Origin of the sequence: Streptococcus oralis subsp. tigurinus, assembly GCF_002356415.1 — a bacterium.
GTDB lineage: Bacteria > Bacillota > Bacilli > Lactobacillales > Streptococcaceae > Streptococcus > Streptococcus oralis_F.
In genome coordinates this window covers 22,649-37,870 of the sequence record NZ_AP018338.1, presented here as the reverse complement: position 1 = coordinate 37,870, position 15,222 = coordinate 22,649, and the positions used below count along the sequence as shown (strand labels likewise).

Here is a 15,222-nt window from a genome sequence, read left to right as displayed (position 1 = left end):
GTCTAGTAAGTAAAGAAGCCTTCTTTTGTCTTCCGTCCCAATTTTCCTGCTTCGACCATTTTCTTAAGAAGAGGGGCAGGACGGTATTTTTGATCGCCAAACCCTTGGTTTAGGACGCCCATAATAGCCAAACAAACATCCAATCCAATCAAGTCAGCAAGAGCCAAAGGTCCAATAGGATGATTTGCACCAAGTTTCATCGCTTCATCGATTTCCTCGGCACTAGCCACTCCTTCACCTAGAATGTAAATGGCTTCATTGATCATAGGAATCAAAATTCTGTTCACAACAAAACCATAAGAATCTTTAACATCAACTGGTGTTTTACCAATTTTCACTGTCAGTTCACGAACCGCCTGAACCACTTCTTCTGAAGTCTGCAAGGCCTTAATAACCTCTACAAGTTTCATGATTGGGGCAGGATTAAAGAAGTGCATTCCAATCACGCGCTCCTGATGTTTAGTAGCAGCAGCTATATCCGTGATTGACAAAGAGGATGTGTTTGATGCTAAGATAGTTTTAGGATCAGTCAATTCATCCAATTGTTTGAAAATATTCAACTTAATCTCACGATTCTCAGTTGCAGCTTCAATCACCAATTGGACTTGTTTCGCATCTTCATATGAAACAGATGGAAGCAAATTGGCCAATACCTGATTCTTCTCATCCGCAGACATCCGTCCTTTTTCAACTGAACGTTCCAATTGTTTTGTGATATTGTTCAAACCTCTTTGAACAAATTCTTCTTTAATATCGTTTAAGTAAACTGTAAAACCAGCCTGAGCAAATACTTGAGCAATTCCGCTTCCCATTTGACCAGAACCAATAATCATCACCTTAGATATCATTATTTTCTCCTTCTTATTCTACAAAAATCCAGTGCATGAAGCAAGGACGATTGAACAAAAATCCTTCAATCGCCCTTCTGACATTAAACAAAGGCACCTAGTCCAGTAATCTCACGACCAACAATTAAGGCATTCACTTCGTGTGAACCTTCATAGGTATAGATTGATTCAGCATCTGCAAAGAAACGAGCAACGTCTGTCTCAAGCGTAATACCATTACCTCCGCAAGTTTCACGAGCAAGGGCAACTGTTTCGCGCATCACCAAGGAATTGTGCATCTTAGCAAGAGCCGAGTTAAGCATCAATTCATTCCCTTTCTCTTGCATCTCAGCAATACGAGTTGAATAAGCAATAACTGCTACAGCATTTGCCTGCATACGAGCCAATTTTTCTTGAACAATTTGGAATTTGGCAATTGGACGTTTGAACTGTTCACGATCTTTAGCATATTTAAGAGCTGCTACATAAGATCCACAAGTCACTCCCATAGCAATGTGAGCAACGTCCGCACGAGTGAAGGTCAAGATGCGGGCTACATCACCAAAACCATTGATATTTACCAAACGGTCTGAATCTGGAACCTCTACATTCTTCATAGTAATATGGCCATTGCGGACACAACGAAGAGCAATCTTATGTGGGATTGGTTCTGCATGATATCCAGGAGCTCCCTTACGAACGATAAAGCATTTCACCTTGCCATCCGCAACATCACGAGCAAATACAGGAACGACATCCGCAGTATCTGAACCACCAATCCAGCGTTTTTCACCATTTAGAATCCACTTGTCTCCAACACGTTCTGCAGTAGTTGCAAGTCCTCCAGCAATATCAGAACCTGAAAGAGGTTCAGTTAAAGCGAAGCAACCTTGCCAATCAAATGCAGCTAGTTTTGGAAGAAATTCTTTTTGTTGACGCTCATCACCACCCAAGAGAATTGTGTTGTAGCAAAGTCCGCCATGAACAGTGTAGAATGTTGCCATAGAAGCATCGAAGCGAGCAAGTTCAAGATACAAGAAGGCAATATAAAGTTCAGATGGTTTCCAGCTACCTTCACGTCCCTCAAACAATTTTGGATTGTTCATAATTTGAGCGCCCTTAGCTACAGCATAGAATTCTTCAAAAGGAAAATCAGGTTTTTCCCAGTATTCATTAATAACCGGACGGAGATGTTTCTCAATCAAACGGCGAGTTTCTTGTAAAACCTCTGCTTCTCCCAAAGTTAGACCATCCGCATAGTGAAAAAGGTCTTCAGGATATAGTTCGCGTAAAATTTCTTCTTTTGTTGCCATAGTCATGACTCCTTTAATTGTTATAAGAGCGCTTACATTTTTGTATTCGCTATTTGTTGACAACCCCATTCTATCCCTTAGGGTATTATTTTGTCTACTTAATAAATATAAACACCCCTATAAGTTCAGATTATAGGGTCCGATTCTGACTGTTTTATCAAGGATTTCCTCGTTTTTCTACTTACTTATAGGCACAAGAAAAAGTGGTTTACAAATCAGTAAACCACTCTTATTAGTTATTTCAATTTTATGATTCTTTTACTTCGAGCAAACCAACCTCACCATCTTCACGACGATACAAAACATTTGTTGTTTGATCTTCTACATCTACATAGATAAAGAAATCATGTCCCAATAAATCCATTTGAAGAAGCGCTTCTTCTAAATCCATTGGTTTTAAATCAATTTGTTTTGAACGAACTACTTTTGGTTGCACAACATTTTCATCTTCAATTAGGGCATCTGTAAAGAGTTGGCTTGTCGCAACTTTATTTTTATTCTTCCGTTCGATTTTTGTTTTATTTTTACGAATTTGACGTTCAATTTTATCAGTTACAAGATCGATAGAGCCATACATATCTTGAGAAATATCTTCTGCACGGAGAGTAATAGATCCAAGTGGAATCGTTACTTCAACTTTTGCTGTTTTTTCACGGTAAACTTTCAAATTCACACGTGCATCCAACTCTTGCTCAGGTTGAAAATACTTTTCGATCTTTTCGAGTTTAGAAACTACATAATCACGAATCGCTTCTGTTACTTCTAGGTTTTCACCACGGATACTATATTTAATCATATAAGTACCTTCTTTCTAAACATTTTTGTTTTTCTAACTATATTATAGCGCTTTCATTTTCATTTTGCAAATTTTTTCCTCATCTTACAAGGGAAAAAGTTTTAACTTCCAAAGCACCCGCTTCTTCCAGAAGTCGTTTCACACGATTCACAGTTGCCCCTGTTGTATAGATGTCATCAATCAGCAAAATCTTCTTCTTAGGAAGTGAGATTCCATTTTTAATAAAAAATGGAATTTCAGTAGTCAACCTTTCCAAACGGCTTTTAGAGGAACTAGCACTCTCTTCTCTTTTTCCTAATATATCTTTAAAAGAAAAGCCTGCTGCCTCAACCAAACCTTCAACCTGATTAAATCCCCTCTCAAGCAATCTTTCAGGACTTAGGGGAATTATAACAAATTGATAACCTCTATACTGTTTCAGCTCCTCAGCAAGAACAGAAGCAAAAACTTTTCTAAGCAAAAAATCGCCATCAAACTTATATTGACTGAAAAAGTCTTTCATAGCTTGATTATAGGTAAAAATCGCCTTATGATCAACCTGCACTCCTTCTTTACACCAAAGTTTACAATCTTGACACTGAGTTGACACCCCTGTTTTCATACAGTTTGGACAATATTTCTCACCAATCTTCTCAAAACTAGAAGCACAAGCTAAGCAAAGATAACTGCAGTCATCCTTCAAAAGGAAGAGACTACTAAAAGTCAGCTCACACTTGGTAGTCTGTCCACATAATAAACAGTTCATAAACCTGCCTCCATGTTCATCTGCTTGATTTCCTTGATTGCCTTTTTGATGGAAGTATTTAATCCATCATGAAAGAGGAGCAACTCACCAGTTGGTCTGTCCATACTACGCCCAACTCGCCCACCAATCTGAATCAAGCTAGACTTGGTAAAGAGACGATGATTAGCTTCTACTACGAAAACATCTACACAAGGGAAGGTAACTCCGCGTTCCAATATTGTCGTACTGATCAGTATTGTTAGTTCTCCGTCTCGAAAAGCTTGTACTTGCTCTAATCGATCTTCTGTGACAGAAGATACAAAGCCAATGCTCTCATTCGGGAAATGCACCTTTAGTATTTCTTTTAGTCCCTCACCTTTCTTAATCTCTGATGCAAAAATCAGCAATGGATAACCTGTTCTTCTCTGTTTCTCAATATAGGTCTTTAACTTAGGTGATAACTGACTTTTCTCTAAACAGCGATTAAAATCCGATAACCAGACTGGTTTAGGAATAATCAAAGGATTTCCATGAAACCGTCTCGGCAAGCTTAATCTTTTTAATTCTCCTGTGCGAACCTTCCTATCTAACTCATCAGTAGATGTAGCTGTTAAAAAGATTCTCATGCCATTCTCCTTTACACTATTCTTTACAGTATGGTAAAGCATTTGATTGTCAACATAAGGAAAGGCATCTACCTCATCCACTATCAACAAATCAAAAGCATGATAAAATTTTAATAACTGATGAGTTGTTGCAACAACTAGTGGTGTTCGAAAATAGGGTTCTGACTCACCATGAAGTAGTGCTATCTCACAAGCAAAGTCATTCTGTAGTCGTTTATACAGCTCCAAACACACATCGATTCGAGGGCTGGCCAAACAAACTGCACCACCTTCATCAATCACTTTGGCCACAACCTGATAAATCATCTCCGTCTTTCCAGCTCCTGTTACAGCATGAACTAAAGTCGGTTCTTTCTTTTCGACTGCTCGAATCAATCCCTCTGACACCTTTTCCTGAAAAGGGGTTAACTGACCACGCCATTTGAGAACATCTTGCTTAGGAAAATCTTCCTGCGGAAAATAGTATAAAGCTTGATCACTCCTGACTCGCTTCATCAGTAAACACTCCCTGCAATAGTAGGCACCGATAGGCAGATACCATTCCTCTAGAATCGTACTATTACAACGTTGACAAAGCAATTTCCCCTTCTCTTTTCTCATTGCCGGCAGTTTCACCGCCATCTGTCGTTCCTCTTCAGTTAATTCTTTCTCAGTAAACAAGCGACCGAGGTAATTTGGATTTACTTTCATACTTTAATATTCGTAAAAATCTCGCACTTTAGGTATTTTTTTAGTACAATTAAATCATGGAATTTAGAACAATTAAAGAGGATGGGCAGGTCCAAGAAGAAATCAAAAAATCCCGTTTTATCTGCCATGTCAAGCGTATTTATAGCGAAGAAGAGGCCCGTGATTTTATCACTACCATCAAAAAAGAACACTATAAAGCCACCCATAACTGCTCTGCTTTTATTGTAGGGGAACGCAGTGAAATCAAGCGTACGAGTGATGATGGGGAGCCTAGTGGTACTGCTGGAGTCCCTATGCTCGGAGTCTTAGAAAATCATAATCTTACCAATGTCTGTGTAGTAGTTACCCGCTATTTTGGTGGCATCAAACTAGGTGCTGGTGGTTTAATTCGTGCTTATGCAGGTAGTGTGGCCTTGGCTGTCAAAAAAATTGGCATTATTGAAATCAAAGAACAGGCTGGCATAGCCATTCAGATGTCTTACACTCAGTATCAAGAATATGGCAATTTTCTTAAAGAACATAATCTCATGGAGCTGGATACAAACTTTACAGATCAAGTTGATACAATGATTTATGTTGATAAGGAAGAGAAAGAAAATATCAAGGCTGCTCTTGTAGAGTTTTTTAATGGAAAGGTTACTTTAACGGATCAAGGTTTACGAGAAGTTGAAGTCCCTGTAAACTTAGTGTAAACAAAGGAGAAATACATGGCGTTTGGAAAATTTATTCAAGGACTTGCTGGTAACTTCAGCGAGGAAAACAAAGAGACTCTTATCAAAGAATATGGACAATATCTACTAGAGAATGAAGAAATTCAAAGTGGATATAAACTTATTCGCGATTCAATTATTTTTACAAATATCCGTATCATCTTTACAGATAAGCAAGGTGCCACTGGTCGCAAGATGTCTGTTAAGTCACTCTTTTTGATGAACATTGTAAACGTTGAAATGGAAACTGCTGGAGCAGGTATAGATGATAGTGAGATTACGATCACTTATTTAGAAAATGTCTTTCTAAAAGCACATAATGAGCATCTGAGTTTCCATAAATTTGAATTCCCTAAAAAAACGGACATCCTTCCGCTTTACACCTATTTATTAGAATTGGCTTATCACAATCGATTAAAAATTAATGGCTTAGACCTTTGATATAAAAAAATCCTATCACTTTGATAGGATTTCTATATTTTACAAATAGCCTTGAGCGCGTTATACTAGTATCATCTTATACAAAGAGGTATATCTATGACTATTTATAATAATATCACTGAACTAATTGGACAAACACCGATTGTTAAACTCAACAACATTGTTCCAGAGGGTGCTGCAGACGTCTATGTTAAACTAGAAGCTTTTAACCCTGGATCGTCAGTAAAAGACCGTATTGCCCTTAGTATGATTGAAAAAGCAGAACAAGATGGTATTCTAAAACCGGGTGCTACCATTGTTGAAGCAACGAGTGGAAACACTGGTATCGGTCTTTCATGGGTTGGTGCCGCTAAAGGATATAAAGTTGTTATCGTCATGCCTGAAACGATGAGTGTGGAACGACGTAAGATTATCCAAGCCTATGGTGCTGAACTCGTCCTTACTCCTGGAAGTGAAGGAATGAAAGGGGCTATTGCCAAAGCTCAGGAAATCGCCGCTGAACGTGACAGCTTCCTTCCCCTCCAATTTAATAATCCAGCTAATCCAGAAGTGCACGAAAGAACAACAGGAGCTGAAATACTGGCTGCTTTCGGTTCTGATGGACTAGATGCTTTTGTGGGTGGTGTTGGCACCGGTGGAACGATCTCAGGTGTTTCTCACGCTCTTAAAGCAGCAAATTCAAACATTCAAGTTTATGCAGTTGAGGCAGACGAGTCAGCTATCTTGTCTGGTGAAAAACCAGGACCTCACAAAATTCAAGGCATCTCAGCTGGATTTATTCCTGAAACCCTTGATACAAAAGCCTATGATGGTATCGTCCGCGTAACGTCAGATGATGCTCTAGCACTCGGACGTGAAATTGGTGGAAAAGAAGGCTTCCTTGTTGGGATTTCTTCAGCTGCAGCAATTTACGGGGCAATTGAGGTTGCCAAGAAATTAGGTACAGAGAAGAAAGTTCTTGCTTTAGCACCAGATAACGGCGAACGTTATTTGTCTACAGCACTCTACGAATTTGAAGTGTAGTCTCCTAAATGCACTTAGCCCTTATTAAAGGGCTTTTTATATACTCATATAGAGCCTATTCTCTAAAACAAAGTTTTGGGGCAGATAAAGGCTTGCTGGGGTTACACGAGATGTAATCTGAGAGGTAAGCGTCAAGTGAGAATTAACATGGGATTCATACTCATGGCCAATAACCTCTTAAAATACAATAAGAGAAGGAGTCAAAATTAAAAAGCTAGAGTTCCTCAATTGGAAACCTCTAGCTTTTTTGTGGCTGAGAACTATTTTGTTTCAGATTCTTTAGTTATTCAAGGCTGCTGCCATTGTAGCTGCAACTTCAGCTTCAAAATCATTTGCAGCTTTTTCGATACCTTCACCAACTTCAAAGCGAGCGAACTCAACTACTGAAGCGTTAACTGAATCAAGGTAGGCTTCAACCGTCTTGCTGTCATCCATGATGTATACTTGTGCAAGAAGTGTGTATGCTTGGTCAACTTTAGTGTTGTCAAGCATGAAGCGATCCATTTTACCTGGGATGATTTTATCCCAGATTTTTTCCGGTTTGCCTTCTGCAACCAATTCAGCTTTGATATCTTCTTCAGCTTGAGCAATCACTTCATCAGTCAATTGAGCTTTTGATCCATATTTCAAGTGTGGAAGAGCTGGTTTACCAACCATTGCACGGCTATCATTATCTTGGTCAATCACGTGGTTCAATTGTGCCAACTCATCTTTAACGAACTGCTCATCCAATTCTTTGTAAGAAAGAACTGTTGGTTTCATCGCAGCAATGTGCATTGAGATTTGTTTAGCAAGCGCTTCGTCTCCACCTTCAATAACAGAGATAACACCAATTCGACCACCATTGTGTTGGTATGCTCCAAAGTGTTGCGCATCTGTTTTTTCAAGCAAAGCAAAACGACGGAATGAGATTTTTTCACCGATTGTAGCTGTTGCAGATACATAGGCTGCTTCAAGAGTTTCACCTGAAGGCATTGTCAAAGCAAGTGCTTCTTCGTTGTTCGCTGGTTTACCTTCAGCAATTACTTTAGCTGTTGCATTTACCAACTCAACGAATTGAGCGTTTTTCGCAACGAAGTCAGTTTCAGCATTTACTTCAACTACTGCTGCAACGTTACCGTTAACAAATACACCAGTCAAACCTTCAGCTGCAACACGGTCAGCTTTCTTAGCTGCCTTAGCCATACCTTTTTCACGAAGCAATTCGATTGCTTTTTCGATATCACCTTCAACTTCAACCAATGCTTTCTTAGCGTCCATAACACCAGCACCAGATTTTTCACGCAACTCTTTAACAAGTTTAGCTGTAATTTCTGCCATTTTGATTCTCCTATATTTTTTAAAAATAGGAGAGCCGGGCTAAGCCCCGCCCTCCTAGGTAATGATTACTTATTTGAATTAAGCGTTGTCGCCTTCTACAACTTCAACGATTTCTTCGATTGAGTCAGCTTGAGCTTCTGAAGCTTCAAATTCTGCTGCATCTTCACCTTGACGTCCTTCGATGATAGCGTCAGCCAATTTAGCTGTGATCAATTTAACCGCGCGGATAGCGTCATCGTTAGCTGGGATGATTACATCGATATCGTCTGGATCAGTGTTTGTGTCAACCATCGCTACAACTGGGATTCCCAATTTTTTAGCTTCTTTAACAGCGATTTGTTCTTTATGTGGGTCAACTACGTACATTACATCTGGGATACGAGGCATGTCTTCGATACCACCCAAGAATTTTTCAAGACGTGCACGTTGTTTGTTAAGAAGTGCAACTTCTTTCTTAGGAAGAACATCAAAGATTCCTTCTTCTTCCATGCGTTTGATTTCTTTCAAACGAGCAATACGTTTTTGGATAGTTCCCCAGTTCGTAAGAGTTCCACCCAACCAACGGTGGTTGATGTAGTATTGACCTGAACGTTCTGCTTCTTCCTTAACAGCATCAGCAGCTTGTTTCTTAGTACCAACAAACAATACAACTGCATCGTTAGCCGCAGCATCACGCATGAAGTCGTATGCTTGGTCAGCGTATTTTACAGTTTGTTGCAAGTCGATAACGTGGATTCCGTTACGTTCAGTGAAGATGTACTTAGCCATCTTAGGGTTCCAGCGACGAGTTTGGTGACCAAAGTGTACACCAGCCTCAAGAAGTTGTTTCATTGAAATTACTGCCATGAGTATTTCTCCTTTTTGTTTTTTTCCTCTTCTTGATTTCAACTTGCAAAACGACCCGAGGGCAACAGTTTCACAATTCATCAAGAATGAGTATTATCGTTTACACGACAAGTTTCATTCTACCACATTTTAGCGATATTTTCAAGTGATTTTGATAGATTTCGATCTTGCTCTCGATTAAAAATAATAAAAGAGGCTCAAATCGAGCCTCTTCGTTTCATTCATTAGTTTGGATAAATGTAAGTAACATAACCTTCAGATGTTGTAGTTGGGTTGAACCATCCACGTTTGTTACCGATTGTACGATCTCCACCATAGTTTGATTCTGATACTTGAATACGAGTAGTTGAATCAACTGCTGTAACAACCGCTACGTGTCCATAGCCACCATCATTCCAACATGCAATCGCACCAACTTGTGGTTGAGAACCAGTACGGAAACCTGCAGCTGCTGCACTTGTAGCCCACTGTGCTCCGTTACCCCAGTAATCTCCAGCCCAAGGTGCTAATGTTTTAGCTCCCCAAGTACATTCACCAGTTGGATAACTTGAAGCATTTGTACTGTATGTTGGACGTTGTCTAGTAGGAGTTGGAGTAGGTGTAGGTGCTGGAGTGTAGCTTGAGTCCTCGTCATCAGATGCTGATGCTGACGTTGATGTAGATGTTGCTTGCACTTGAGCTGAGAAACTTGTGTTTCCAGAAGCAACAACTGATTCTTGTTGACTTGTTTGACGTGCTTTATAAGCTGCCTCTGCTTCAGCTGCTGCTTTTGCTTCTGCTTCAGCTGCTGCTTTTTGTTCCAACAAAGTAGCTTTCTCGCCTTCTGCAGTAGCTTTCTCTGCAGCAAGGTTTAACTCAGCAACTTTTAATTCCGCCTGTTTTGTTGTCAATGTCTGTGCATCGTCAGCAAGCGTTTGTTGGTTCGCAATGACAGTATTGATTGCTTCATTATTTGCGACTTGTTTTTCTGAGATTGATTTTTTATCAGCTTTTTGTTGCTCTAACATTTTGTTGTTAGCCGATACAATCTCGCTCATAGCCGCAACACGGGAAATAGCTTCTGTAATTGATTTTGAATTTACAATTGTGTTGATATAGCTAGTTGCAGCACCGTTTGTTTGTGCGCTACGTGCTTGTTTTTCCAAAGATTCATTACGAGCAACAATATTCTTAGAGAGCTCTGTAATTTCTCCTTCAAGTTTTTTAGATTCCGCTTGTAGTGTTTCATTTTCAGCTTGCAAGTTTGCTTGCTGTGTTTGAATAGCTGTAACTTGCGTTTGGATTTCATCTACCTGTTGTTGAGCTTCTTTTTGTTGAGCTGTCAAGTCACTAATCTTACTATCTTGAGCAGCAATTTTTTCATCAGTTGTTTCAGCGTGAACAGTCGTTAATACCGCTGCTTGTGAAACCAATACTGTACTTAATAAAAGTGACGCTAAGATTTTTTTCTTCATATTGTGTAGATACTCCTTCTATTTAAGACATTACTAGTATACCAGAAAAAGACATAATAAATATTACGCCTTTGTTACATTTTTATTTCTTTCTTATAGATAATATTTTTCAAAAATATACTGGAAAATCACCATCCACAAAAAGTTTAAAATCATTGATGGGACAAGACTGTAGACAATGAAAACTGGCATTGATTCTACTGTCAGTCCCATAGCAAGGGCCAGGAGATAACTACCCATATCAAATAGGAAGCTCATCACAACTATTGTTAACATTCTCGTCCAACGGTTCAACAAAGTCACACTATTAAACTTGTGAAGTGAGGCACCTATCAAGATAAATAAAAGTGTCGCAATTCCTATCAAGTGGAAAAAATAGATATCGTACACCAAACCTACTATACAGCAATAAGCTAGATAGAGATACTCTGACACTTCGATTGTCTCAAACAAGAGAAATAAAAACAGAAAATGACTGGCTAAGTGAAAATGTGGATAAAAGGATTCTACTAATTGACCAATATGTGCATCAATTAGCACAAGAAAAGGAAGTAAAAAGAAAATACCAACTTGTTTTAACAGTCTCATTGCTAATTCCCCACTAACTCTACCACATGAAGATCTTTAGTATCAGCACTTAACTTTACTGTCACCTCTCGTGTTAGATAATCACTGCTATGAGTTGTGGCAACAACCTCCCCAATAGGAATATCCTTAACATTGAAGTTTCCGAGTCCCCCTGTAGTCACCTTGTCTCCGGTGCTAATGTCGCTGTTACTATTTAATTGATTAATTTTAAGCAGTTCGGTTTCCTTGTCATAACCAACGATGATTCCGTAAATTTCAGTAGAACCATGCAAGATTTTAACTGAAATTTTGTCGGAATTTTCAGTGTTTGTCAGCAAGTTGATTGTTGTTGAATGCTCCTCTACTTTTGAAACACTACCAATCAACCCCCCGTTTGCAATGGCCAACATATTTTCAGAAGCACCCTTTGAACTTCCTACATCTATCGTTAACTCTTGCTTCCAAAATACTGGTGAGCGCGTAATCACATCTGCTGCTAAATTTTTTGTAGCCTGCAATTTTGACTTCATATCCAGCAACTGACGTAGTTGTTCATTTTCAGTTTTTAAACTTTCTGATTGATTAGACTCCACTTCTAGTTTGTAGAGTTGCTTTTTTAAGCTTTCATTTTCATTATAAGTCTGCGTCAAATGGTCCAAATCCGATTTGAAATCGTCAAACCACTGAAAGGGTTTTTGGACAATTCTATCCACTAAAGAGATCCCATCTCCTAGTTTCGTCACAATAGCACTTGAATAAGTTGTCACTAATAGTACAGAAACTGCGAGAACTGTGACAAAAACGATGATTAGATATTTTGATTTTTTAAAACGGTTCATATTCCTACCTTTATACTAAAAATCTGCTACTGTGAGCTTCTTATCAATCCTACAAACCTGCTAAGATTTTAAGAAAAATAAGAAACATCCCAGCACCAGAATCACAAGAATCGCCAGTGTATCCTTTTGACTCCATCTCAACTGTCTATACTGACTTCTACCCTTTCCTCCCTGATAACCACGCGCTTCCATGGCTATTGCCAATGAATCTGCACGTTTTAAACTAGTAGCAAAAAGAGGAATTAAAATCGGAATCATAGCCTTTACTTTTTGAACGATGCTACCTTCGCCAAAGTCAACCCCACGCGCTTTTTGAGCATTCATAATTCGCGTCGTGTCATCCATCAAGGTTGGAACAAAACGCAAACTCATTGATAACATGAGACCAATTTCATGAACAGGAACTTTCACGCGTTTTAGAGGCGCTAAGAGAGATTCAACTGCAGCTGCCAAACTCAAAGGCATGGTCGTTAACGTTAGCAAAGTTGAAAAGAAAATAATCAACACAAAACGACAGAAAATGATCCCAGCTTGTTGCAAAGCATAATCCGTTATTCTTATAAAAGAAAACTCAAATAAGACATTTCCACTTGAAATGAAAAAGAGCTGAAAAAGAGTCGTAAAAGCAATCAGGAAGAACATGGATTTTAATCCCTGAACGAAAAATGAGAGAGAAACGCCTGACAAAGCGATAAATATACCTGTCGCTACAAACAGAATGAGATTGGTGAGGGGATTATTGGCCCAAAATACAATCAAAATCAACAGGATCATAGCGAGCAATTTACTACGGGGATCCAAGCGATGAATGATGGAATCTCCTGGTATATAACGTCCTAAAATCATACTATCCATTTAGCGACTCCTTAAACTCCTCTATCTTGATTGGCAGTTTTTTAAAAGCTACACCCCTATCTGCCAAACGTTTACAAAAGGCTGTGATTTTAGGCACACCTAACTGTACTTTTTCCATAGAGGCTACATCTTGGAAAACTTCGCACGGTTTGCCACTTTTGACCAAACGCCCCTTTTCCATAACATAGACCTGATCAGCATATGCAGCTACATCATCCATCAAATGCGTTACCAAGACGATTGTCATTCCAGAAAGGTGGAGTTCTTTAAACAAGGTCATCAATTCTTTTCTGCCCAAAGGATCTAGCCCTGCTGTCGGCTCATCCAAAACCAAGACAGTTGGCTCCATGGCCAGCATACCTGCTATGGCCACACGTCTCATCTGGCCACCCGAAAGTTCAAATGGACTCCTCTCAAAGAGTGACTCATCAATGCCCACCAAGTCTAACTTTTCACGCGCAATTTTCTGTGCTTCTTCCTCAGAAACTCCAAAATTTTGTGGTCCAAACGCAACATCTTTTAAAACAGTCTCTTCGAAAATCTGATTTTCAGCAAATTGAAACACTAGACCGACTTGCTTTCGAATCTGGCGAATTTCTTTATTGGTTGATGTAGGGGTAATGACAGTATCAAAAACTTGAACAGAACCCTTACTTGGTACCAATAGGCCATTTAAAAGCTGTAAAATCGTTGATTTTCCACTACCTGTGTGCCCTACTAAAGCTGTATAGGAACCATCCTCAATCGTCAAAGAAACATCAGTCAAGGCTGATGAAGATAGGGGAGTTCCCTCTTGATAGGTAAAGCTCACATTTTCTAGAGTAATTCCCATAACTTGTCCTCTAGCTCTCCTTCTGTCAAATAGCCATCCGGCAACTGATAACCAGTCTCTCTCAAAGATTCTCTCAATTGATTAGTAAAAGGTTCATCCAACCCTATCTGGTCAAGGTCATCCCGAGAAAAAAGTTCTCTTGGGCTGCTGGTTGACTCCACTTGGCCTTTTTTCATGACCAAGACACGGTCACTCATCGCAACTTCCTCTAAATCATGTGTAATGGAGACGACTGTCATCTGGTGGTCTTTTCGAATCTCTTGAACTGTCTGAATCAGTTCTCTGCGTCCCTCAGGATCCAACATACTTGTAGCCTCGTCCAAAATCAAAATAGCTGGTCTCAGGGCAACAACTCCCGCAATAGCCACACGCTGTTTTTGTCCACCAGATAAACGAGCTGGTTCTCTCTTCTTAAAGTCCAGCATCCCTACCAACTCCAAAGATTCGGCCACTCTCTTCTTCATTTCTTCACGAGGAAGTCCCTGATTTTCTAAACCAAAGGCAACATCATCTTCAACAGTCGCCCCCACAAATTGGTTATCTGGATTTTGAAAAACCATACCAATTTGTCGACGCAAGTCCCAAACATTCTCAGAGGACAACAATTGCCCATCTATCCAGATTTCCCCAGACTCTGCTTCAAGCAATCCATCAATCAAACGGATAGTTGTCGATTTCCCACTCCCGTTATGACCTACAATCGAAAGCCATTCTCCCCGTTTCACGTGAAACGAGACATTATTAACATCATAATGATCCTGGTCTTCCTTATAACGAAAAGACAGATCTTTTACTTCAATAATCGATTTCATTTTGAACCAAATGTTCCTTTGAATACATGAGCGCTACCCTTAAAATAATCATAACCAGAGTAGATAGTGAAAAACAAAGCGATATAAAGCAACAGCTGACCAATTAAATTCCAATGTAAGAGCAAAAAGATAATGGCAAACATCTGACTAAAGGTCTTGATTTTCCCTGGCATAGCTGCTGCTAGAACTGTCCCTCCCGTCTCAACAAGCAACAAGCGCAAGCCTGTCACCGCAAGTTCACGACAAATGATAATAGCAACAACCCAAGCTGGAGCCATACCTAACTCAATTAACATGATAAAAGCTGACATAACCAACAGCTTATCAGCCATCGGATCAGCAAATTTTCCAAAATTGCTGACTACATTCCATTTACGAGCAAGGTAGCCATCAAGATAATCCGTTACACTAGCAACTGCAAAGATGATCGCTGCTAGCAAATGACTGCCTTGTGAATGGCCCAAAGTCAAAATAAGAATAAAGAGAGGTATAAAGAGAATTCTACCAATAGTTAATACATTAGGAATTTGTTCTTTTTTCATTGATT

The 15,222-nt window shown here is 39.4% G+C and carries 17 protein-coding genes; 3 read left to right on the top strand and 14 right to left on the bottom strand.

Going from position 1 to position 15,222, the window contains the following annotated elements; all coding sequences use genetic code 11:
- Positions 1 to 2: 2 nt before the first annotated feature.
- The 5 genes from STO1_RS00195 to STO1_RS00175 all read right to left on the bottom strand — a co-directional run bounded on the left by STO1_RS00195 (position 3) and on the right by STO1_RS00175 (position 4,976).
- The gene (locus STO1_RS00195) at positions 3 to 851 is read right to left on the bottom strand and encodes a 3-hydroxybutyryl-CoA dehydrogenase (RefSeq protein WP_025171502.1); all 849 of its coding nucleotides are present in this window, start codon (positions 849 to 851) and stop codon (positions 3 to 5) included.
- Between the two features lie 80 nt (positions 852 to 931).
- Positions 932 to 2,140 carry an acyl-CoA dehydrogenase FadE gene (locus STO1_RS00190; protein WP_000201480.1) on the bottom strand — a complete coding sequence of 403 codons (1,209 nt, stop codon included), beginning with the start codon at positions 2,138 to 2,140 and terminating at the stop codon, positions 932 to 934.
- 247 nt (positions 2,141 to 2,387) lie between these two features.
- Positions 2,388 to 2,936: a ribosome hibernation-promoting factor, HPF/YfiA family gene (hpf, locus tag STO1_RS00185; RefSeq protein ID WP_096421425.1), complete on the bottom strand. Its 549-nt coding sequence runs from the start codon at positions 2,934 to 2,936 to the stop codon at positions 2,388 to 2,390.
- Positions 2,937 to 3,015: 79 nt separating this feature from the next.
- On the bottom strand, positions 3,016 to 3,681 hold the full coding sequence (locus STO1_RS00180; RefSeq protein ID WP_096421423.1) for a ComF family protein: 666 nt from the start codon (positions 3,679 to 3,681) through the stop codon (positions 3,016 to 3,018).
- Positions 3,678 to 4,976, bottom strand: a complete 1,299-nt coding sequence (locus STO1_RS00175; RefSeq protein ID WP_096421421.1) for an ATP-dependent helicase ComFA — start codon at positions 4,974 to 4,976, stop codon at positions 3,678 to 3,680. Before STO1_RS00175 ends, STO1_RS00180 begins: the two co-directional genes overlap by 4 nt.
- 56 nt (positions 4,977 to 5,032) lie before the next feature.
- Here STO1_RS00175 and STO1_RS00170 point away from each other — a divergent pair, with 56 nt between their 5' ends.
- The 3 genes from STO1_RS00170 (at position 5,033) to cysK (ending at position 7,150) form a co-directional block, all read left to right on the top strand.
- Entirely contained in the window at positions 5,033 to 5,668 is a 636-nt protein-coding gene (locus tag STO1_RS00170; RefSeq protein WP_096421419.1) for a YigZ family protein, read from the top strand.
- A gap of 15 nt (positions 5,669 to 5,683) precedes the next feature.
- Positions 5,684 to 6,127, top strand: coding sequence for a PH domain-containing protein (locus tag STO1_RS00165; protein ID WP_033584681.1), 444 nt, complete (start codon positions 5,684 to 5,686; stop codon positions 6,125 to 6,127).
- A 96-nt stretch (positions 6,128 to 6,223) separates the two neighbouring features.
- The gene (cysK, locus tag STO1_RS00160; protein ID WP_096421417.1) at positions 6,224 to 7,150 is read left to right on the top strand and encodes a cysteine synthase A; all 927 of its coding nucleotides are present in this window, start codon (positions 6,224 to 6,226) and stop codon (positions 7,148 to 7,150) included.
- 279 nt (positions 7,151 to 7,429) lie between these two features.
- Here the strand turns inward: cysK and tsf are convergent, their stop codons facing one another.
- From tsf to pgsA, 9 genes are all read right to left on the bottom strand, one after another.
- Complete coding sequence (tsf, locus tag STO1_RS00150) at positions 7,430 to 8,470, bottom strand: translation elongation factor Ts (RefSeq protein WP_000808088.1); 1,041 nt, start codon at positions 8,468 to 8,470, stop codon at positions 7,430 to 7,432.
- Positions 8,471 to 8,548: 78 nt separating this feature from the next.
- A complete protein-coding gene (rpsB, locus tag STO1_RS00145; protein WP_002877761.1) occupies positions 8,549 to 9,316 on the bottom strand; it encodes a 30S ribosomal protein S2 in 768 nt (255 codons plus the stop codon).
- A gap of 224 nt (positions 9,317 to 9,540) precedes the next feature.
- The gene (pcsB, locus tag STO1_RS00140) at positions 9,541 to 10,770 is read right to left on the bottom strand and encodes a peptidoglycan hydrolase PcsB (protein ID WP_096421415.1); all 1,230 of its coding nucleotides are present in this window, start codon (positions 10,768 to 10,770) and stop codon (positions 9,541 to 9,543) included.
- Positions 10,771 to 10,863: 93 nt separating this feature from the next.
- Complete coding sequence (mreD, locus tag STO1_RS00135; RefSeq protein WP_045618147.1) at positions 10,864 to 11,358, bottom strand: rod shape-determining protein MreD; 495 nt, start codon at positions 11,356 to 11,358, stop codon at positions 10,864 to 10,866.
- A 2-nt stretch (positions 11,359 to 11,360) separates the two neighbouring features.
- Complete coding sequence (gene mreC / locus STO1_RS00130; RefSeq protein ID WP_061588640.1) at positions 11,361 to 12,176, bottom strand: rod shape-determining protein MreC; 816 nt, start codon at positions 12,174 to 12,176, stop codon at positions 11,361 to 11,363.
- A gap of 60 nt (positions 12,177 to 12,236) precedes the next feature.
- Entirely contained in the window at positions 12,237 to 13,031 is a 795-nt protein-coding gene (locus tag STO1_RS00125) for an energy-coupling factor transporter transmembrane component T family protein (RefSeq protein WP_045618149.1), read from the bottom strand.
- On the bottom strand, positions 13,024 to 13,863 hold the full coding sequence (locus tag STO1_RS00120; RefSeq protein ID WP_096421413.1) for an energy-coupling factor transporter ATPase: 840 nt from the start codon (positions 13,861 to 13,863) through the stop codon (positions 13,024 to 13,026). Before STO1_RS00120 ends, STO1_RS00125 begins: the two co-directional genes overlap by 8 nt.
- Positions 13,848 to 14,675, bottom strand: a complete 828-nt coding sequence (locus tag STO1_RS00115; RefSeq protein WP_042768706.1) for an energy-coupling factor ABC transporter ATP-binding protein — start codon at positions 14,673 to 14,675, stop codon at positions 13,848 to 13,850. The genes STO1_RS00120 and STO1_RS00115 overlap by 16 nt, the downstream gene beginning before the upstream one ends.
- Positions 14,672 to 15,217, bottom strand: a complete 546-nt coding sequence (gene pgsA, locus STO1_RS00110; protein WP_042903077.1) for a CDP-diacylglycerol--glycerol-3-phosphate 3-phosphatidyltransferase — start codon at positions 15,215 to 15,217, stop codon at positions 14,672 to 14,674. The genes STO1_RS00115 and pgsA overlap by 4 nt, the downstream gene beginning before the upstream one ends.
- Positions 15,218 to 15,222 lie beyond the last annotated feature (5 nt).

Bases quoted from the DNA above. Each gene is read 5' to 3' on its own strand.
- pcsB (WP_096421415.1), bottom strand. From the start codon at position 10,770: ATGAAGAAAAAAATCTTAGCGTCACTTTTATTAAGTACAGTATTGGTT.
- rpsB (WP_002877761.1), bottom strand. From the start codon at position 9,316: ATGGCAGTAATTTCAATGAAACAACTTCTTGAGGCTGGTGTACACTTT.
- STO1_RS00115 (WP_042768706.1), bottom strand. From the start codon at position 14,675: ATGAAATCGATTATTGAAGTAAAAGATCTGTCTTTTCGTTATAAGGAA.
- mreD (WP_045618147.1), bottom strand. From the start codon at position 11,358: ATGAGACTGTTAAAACAAGTTGGTATTTTCTTTTTACTTCCTTTTCTT.
- STO1_RS00165 (WP_033584681.1), top strand. From the start codon at position 5,684: ATGGCGTTTGGAAAATTTATTCAAGGACTTGCTGGTAACTTCAGCGAG.
- STO1_RS00180 (WP_096421423.1), bottom strand. From the start codon at position 3,681: ATGAACTGTTTATTATGTGGACAGACTACCAAGTGTGAGCTGACTTTT.
- pgsA (WP_042903077.1), bottom strand. From the start codon at position 15,217: ATGAAAAAAGAACAAATTCCTAATGTATTAACTATTGGTAGAATTCTC.
- hpf (WP_096421425.1), bottom strand. From the start codon at position 2,936: ATGATTAAATATAGTATCCGTGGTGAAAACCTAGAAGTAACAGAAGCG.
- STO1_RS00125 (WP_045618149.1), bottom strand. From the start codon at position 13,031: ATGGATAGTATGATTTTAGGACGTTATATACCAGGAGATTCCATCATT.
- tsf (WP_000808088.1), bottom strand. From the start codon at position 8,470: ATGGCAGAAATTACAGCTAAACTTGTTAAAGAGTTGCGTGAAAAATCT.
- cysK (WP_096421417.1), top strand. From the start codon at position 6,224: ATGACTATTTATAATAATATCACTGAACTAATTGGACAAACACCGATT.
- mreC (WP_061588640.1), bottom strand. From the start codon at position 12,176: ATGAACCGTTTTAAAAAATCAAAATATCTAATCATCGTTTTTGTCACA.
- STO1_RS00120 (WP_096421413.1), bottom strand. From the start codon at position 13,863: ATGGGAATTACTCTAGAAAATGTGAGCTTTACCTATCAAGAGGGAACT.
- STO1_RS00170 (WP_096421419.1), top strand. From the start codon at position 5,033: ATGGAATTTAGAACAATTAAAGAGGATGGGCAGGTCCAAGAAGAAATC.
- STO1_RS00190 (WP_000201480.1), bottom strand. From the start codon at position 2,140: ATGGCAACAAAAGAAGAAATTTTACGCGAACTATATCCTGAAGACCTT.
- STO1_RS00175 (WP_096421421.1), bottom strand. From the start codon at position 4,976: ATGAAAGTAAATCCAAATTACCTCGGTCGCTTGTTTACTGAGAAAGAA.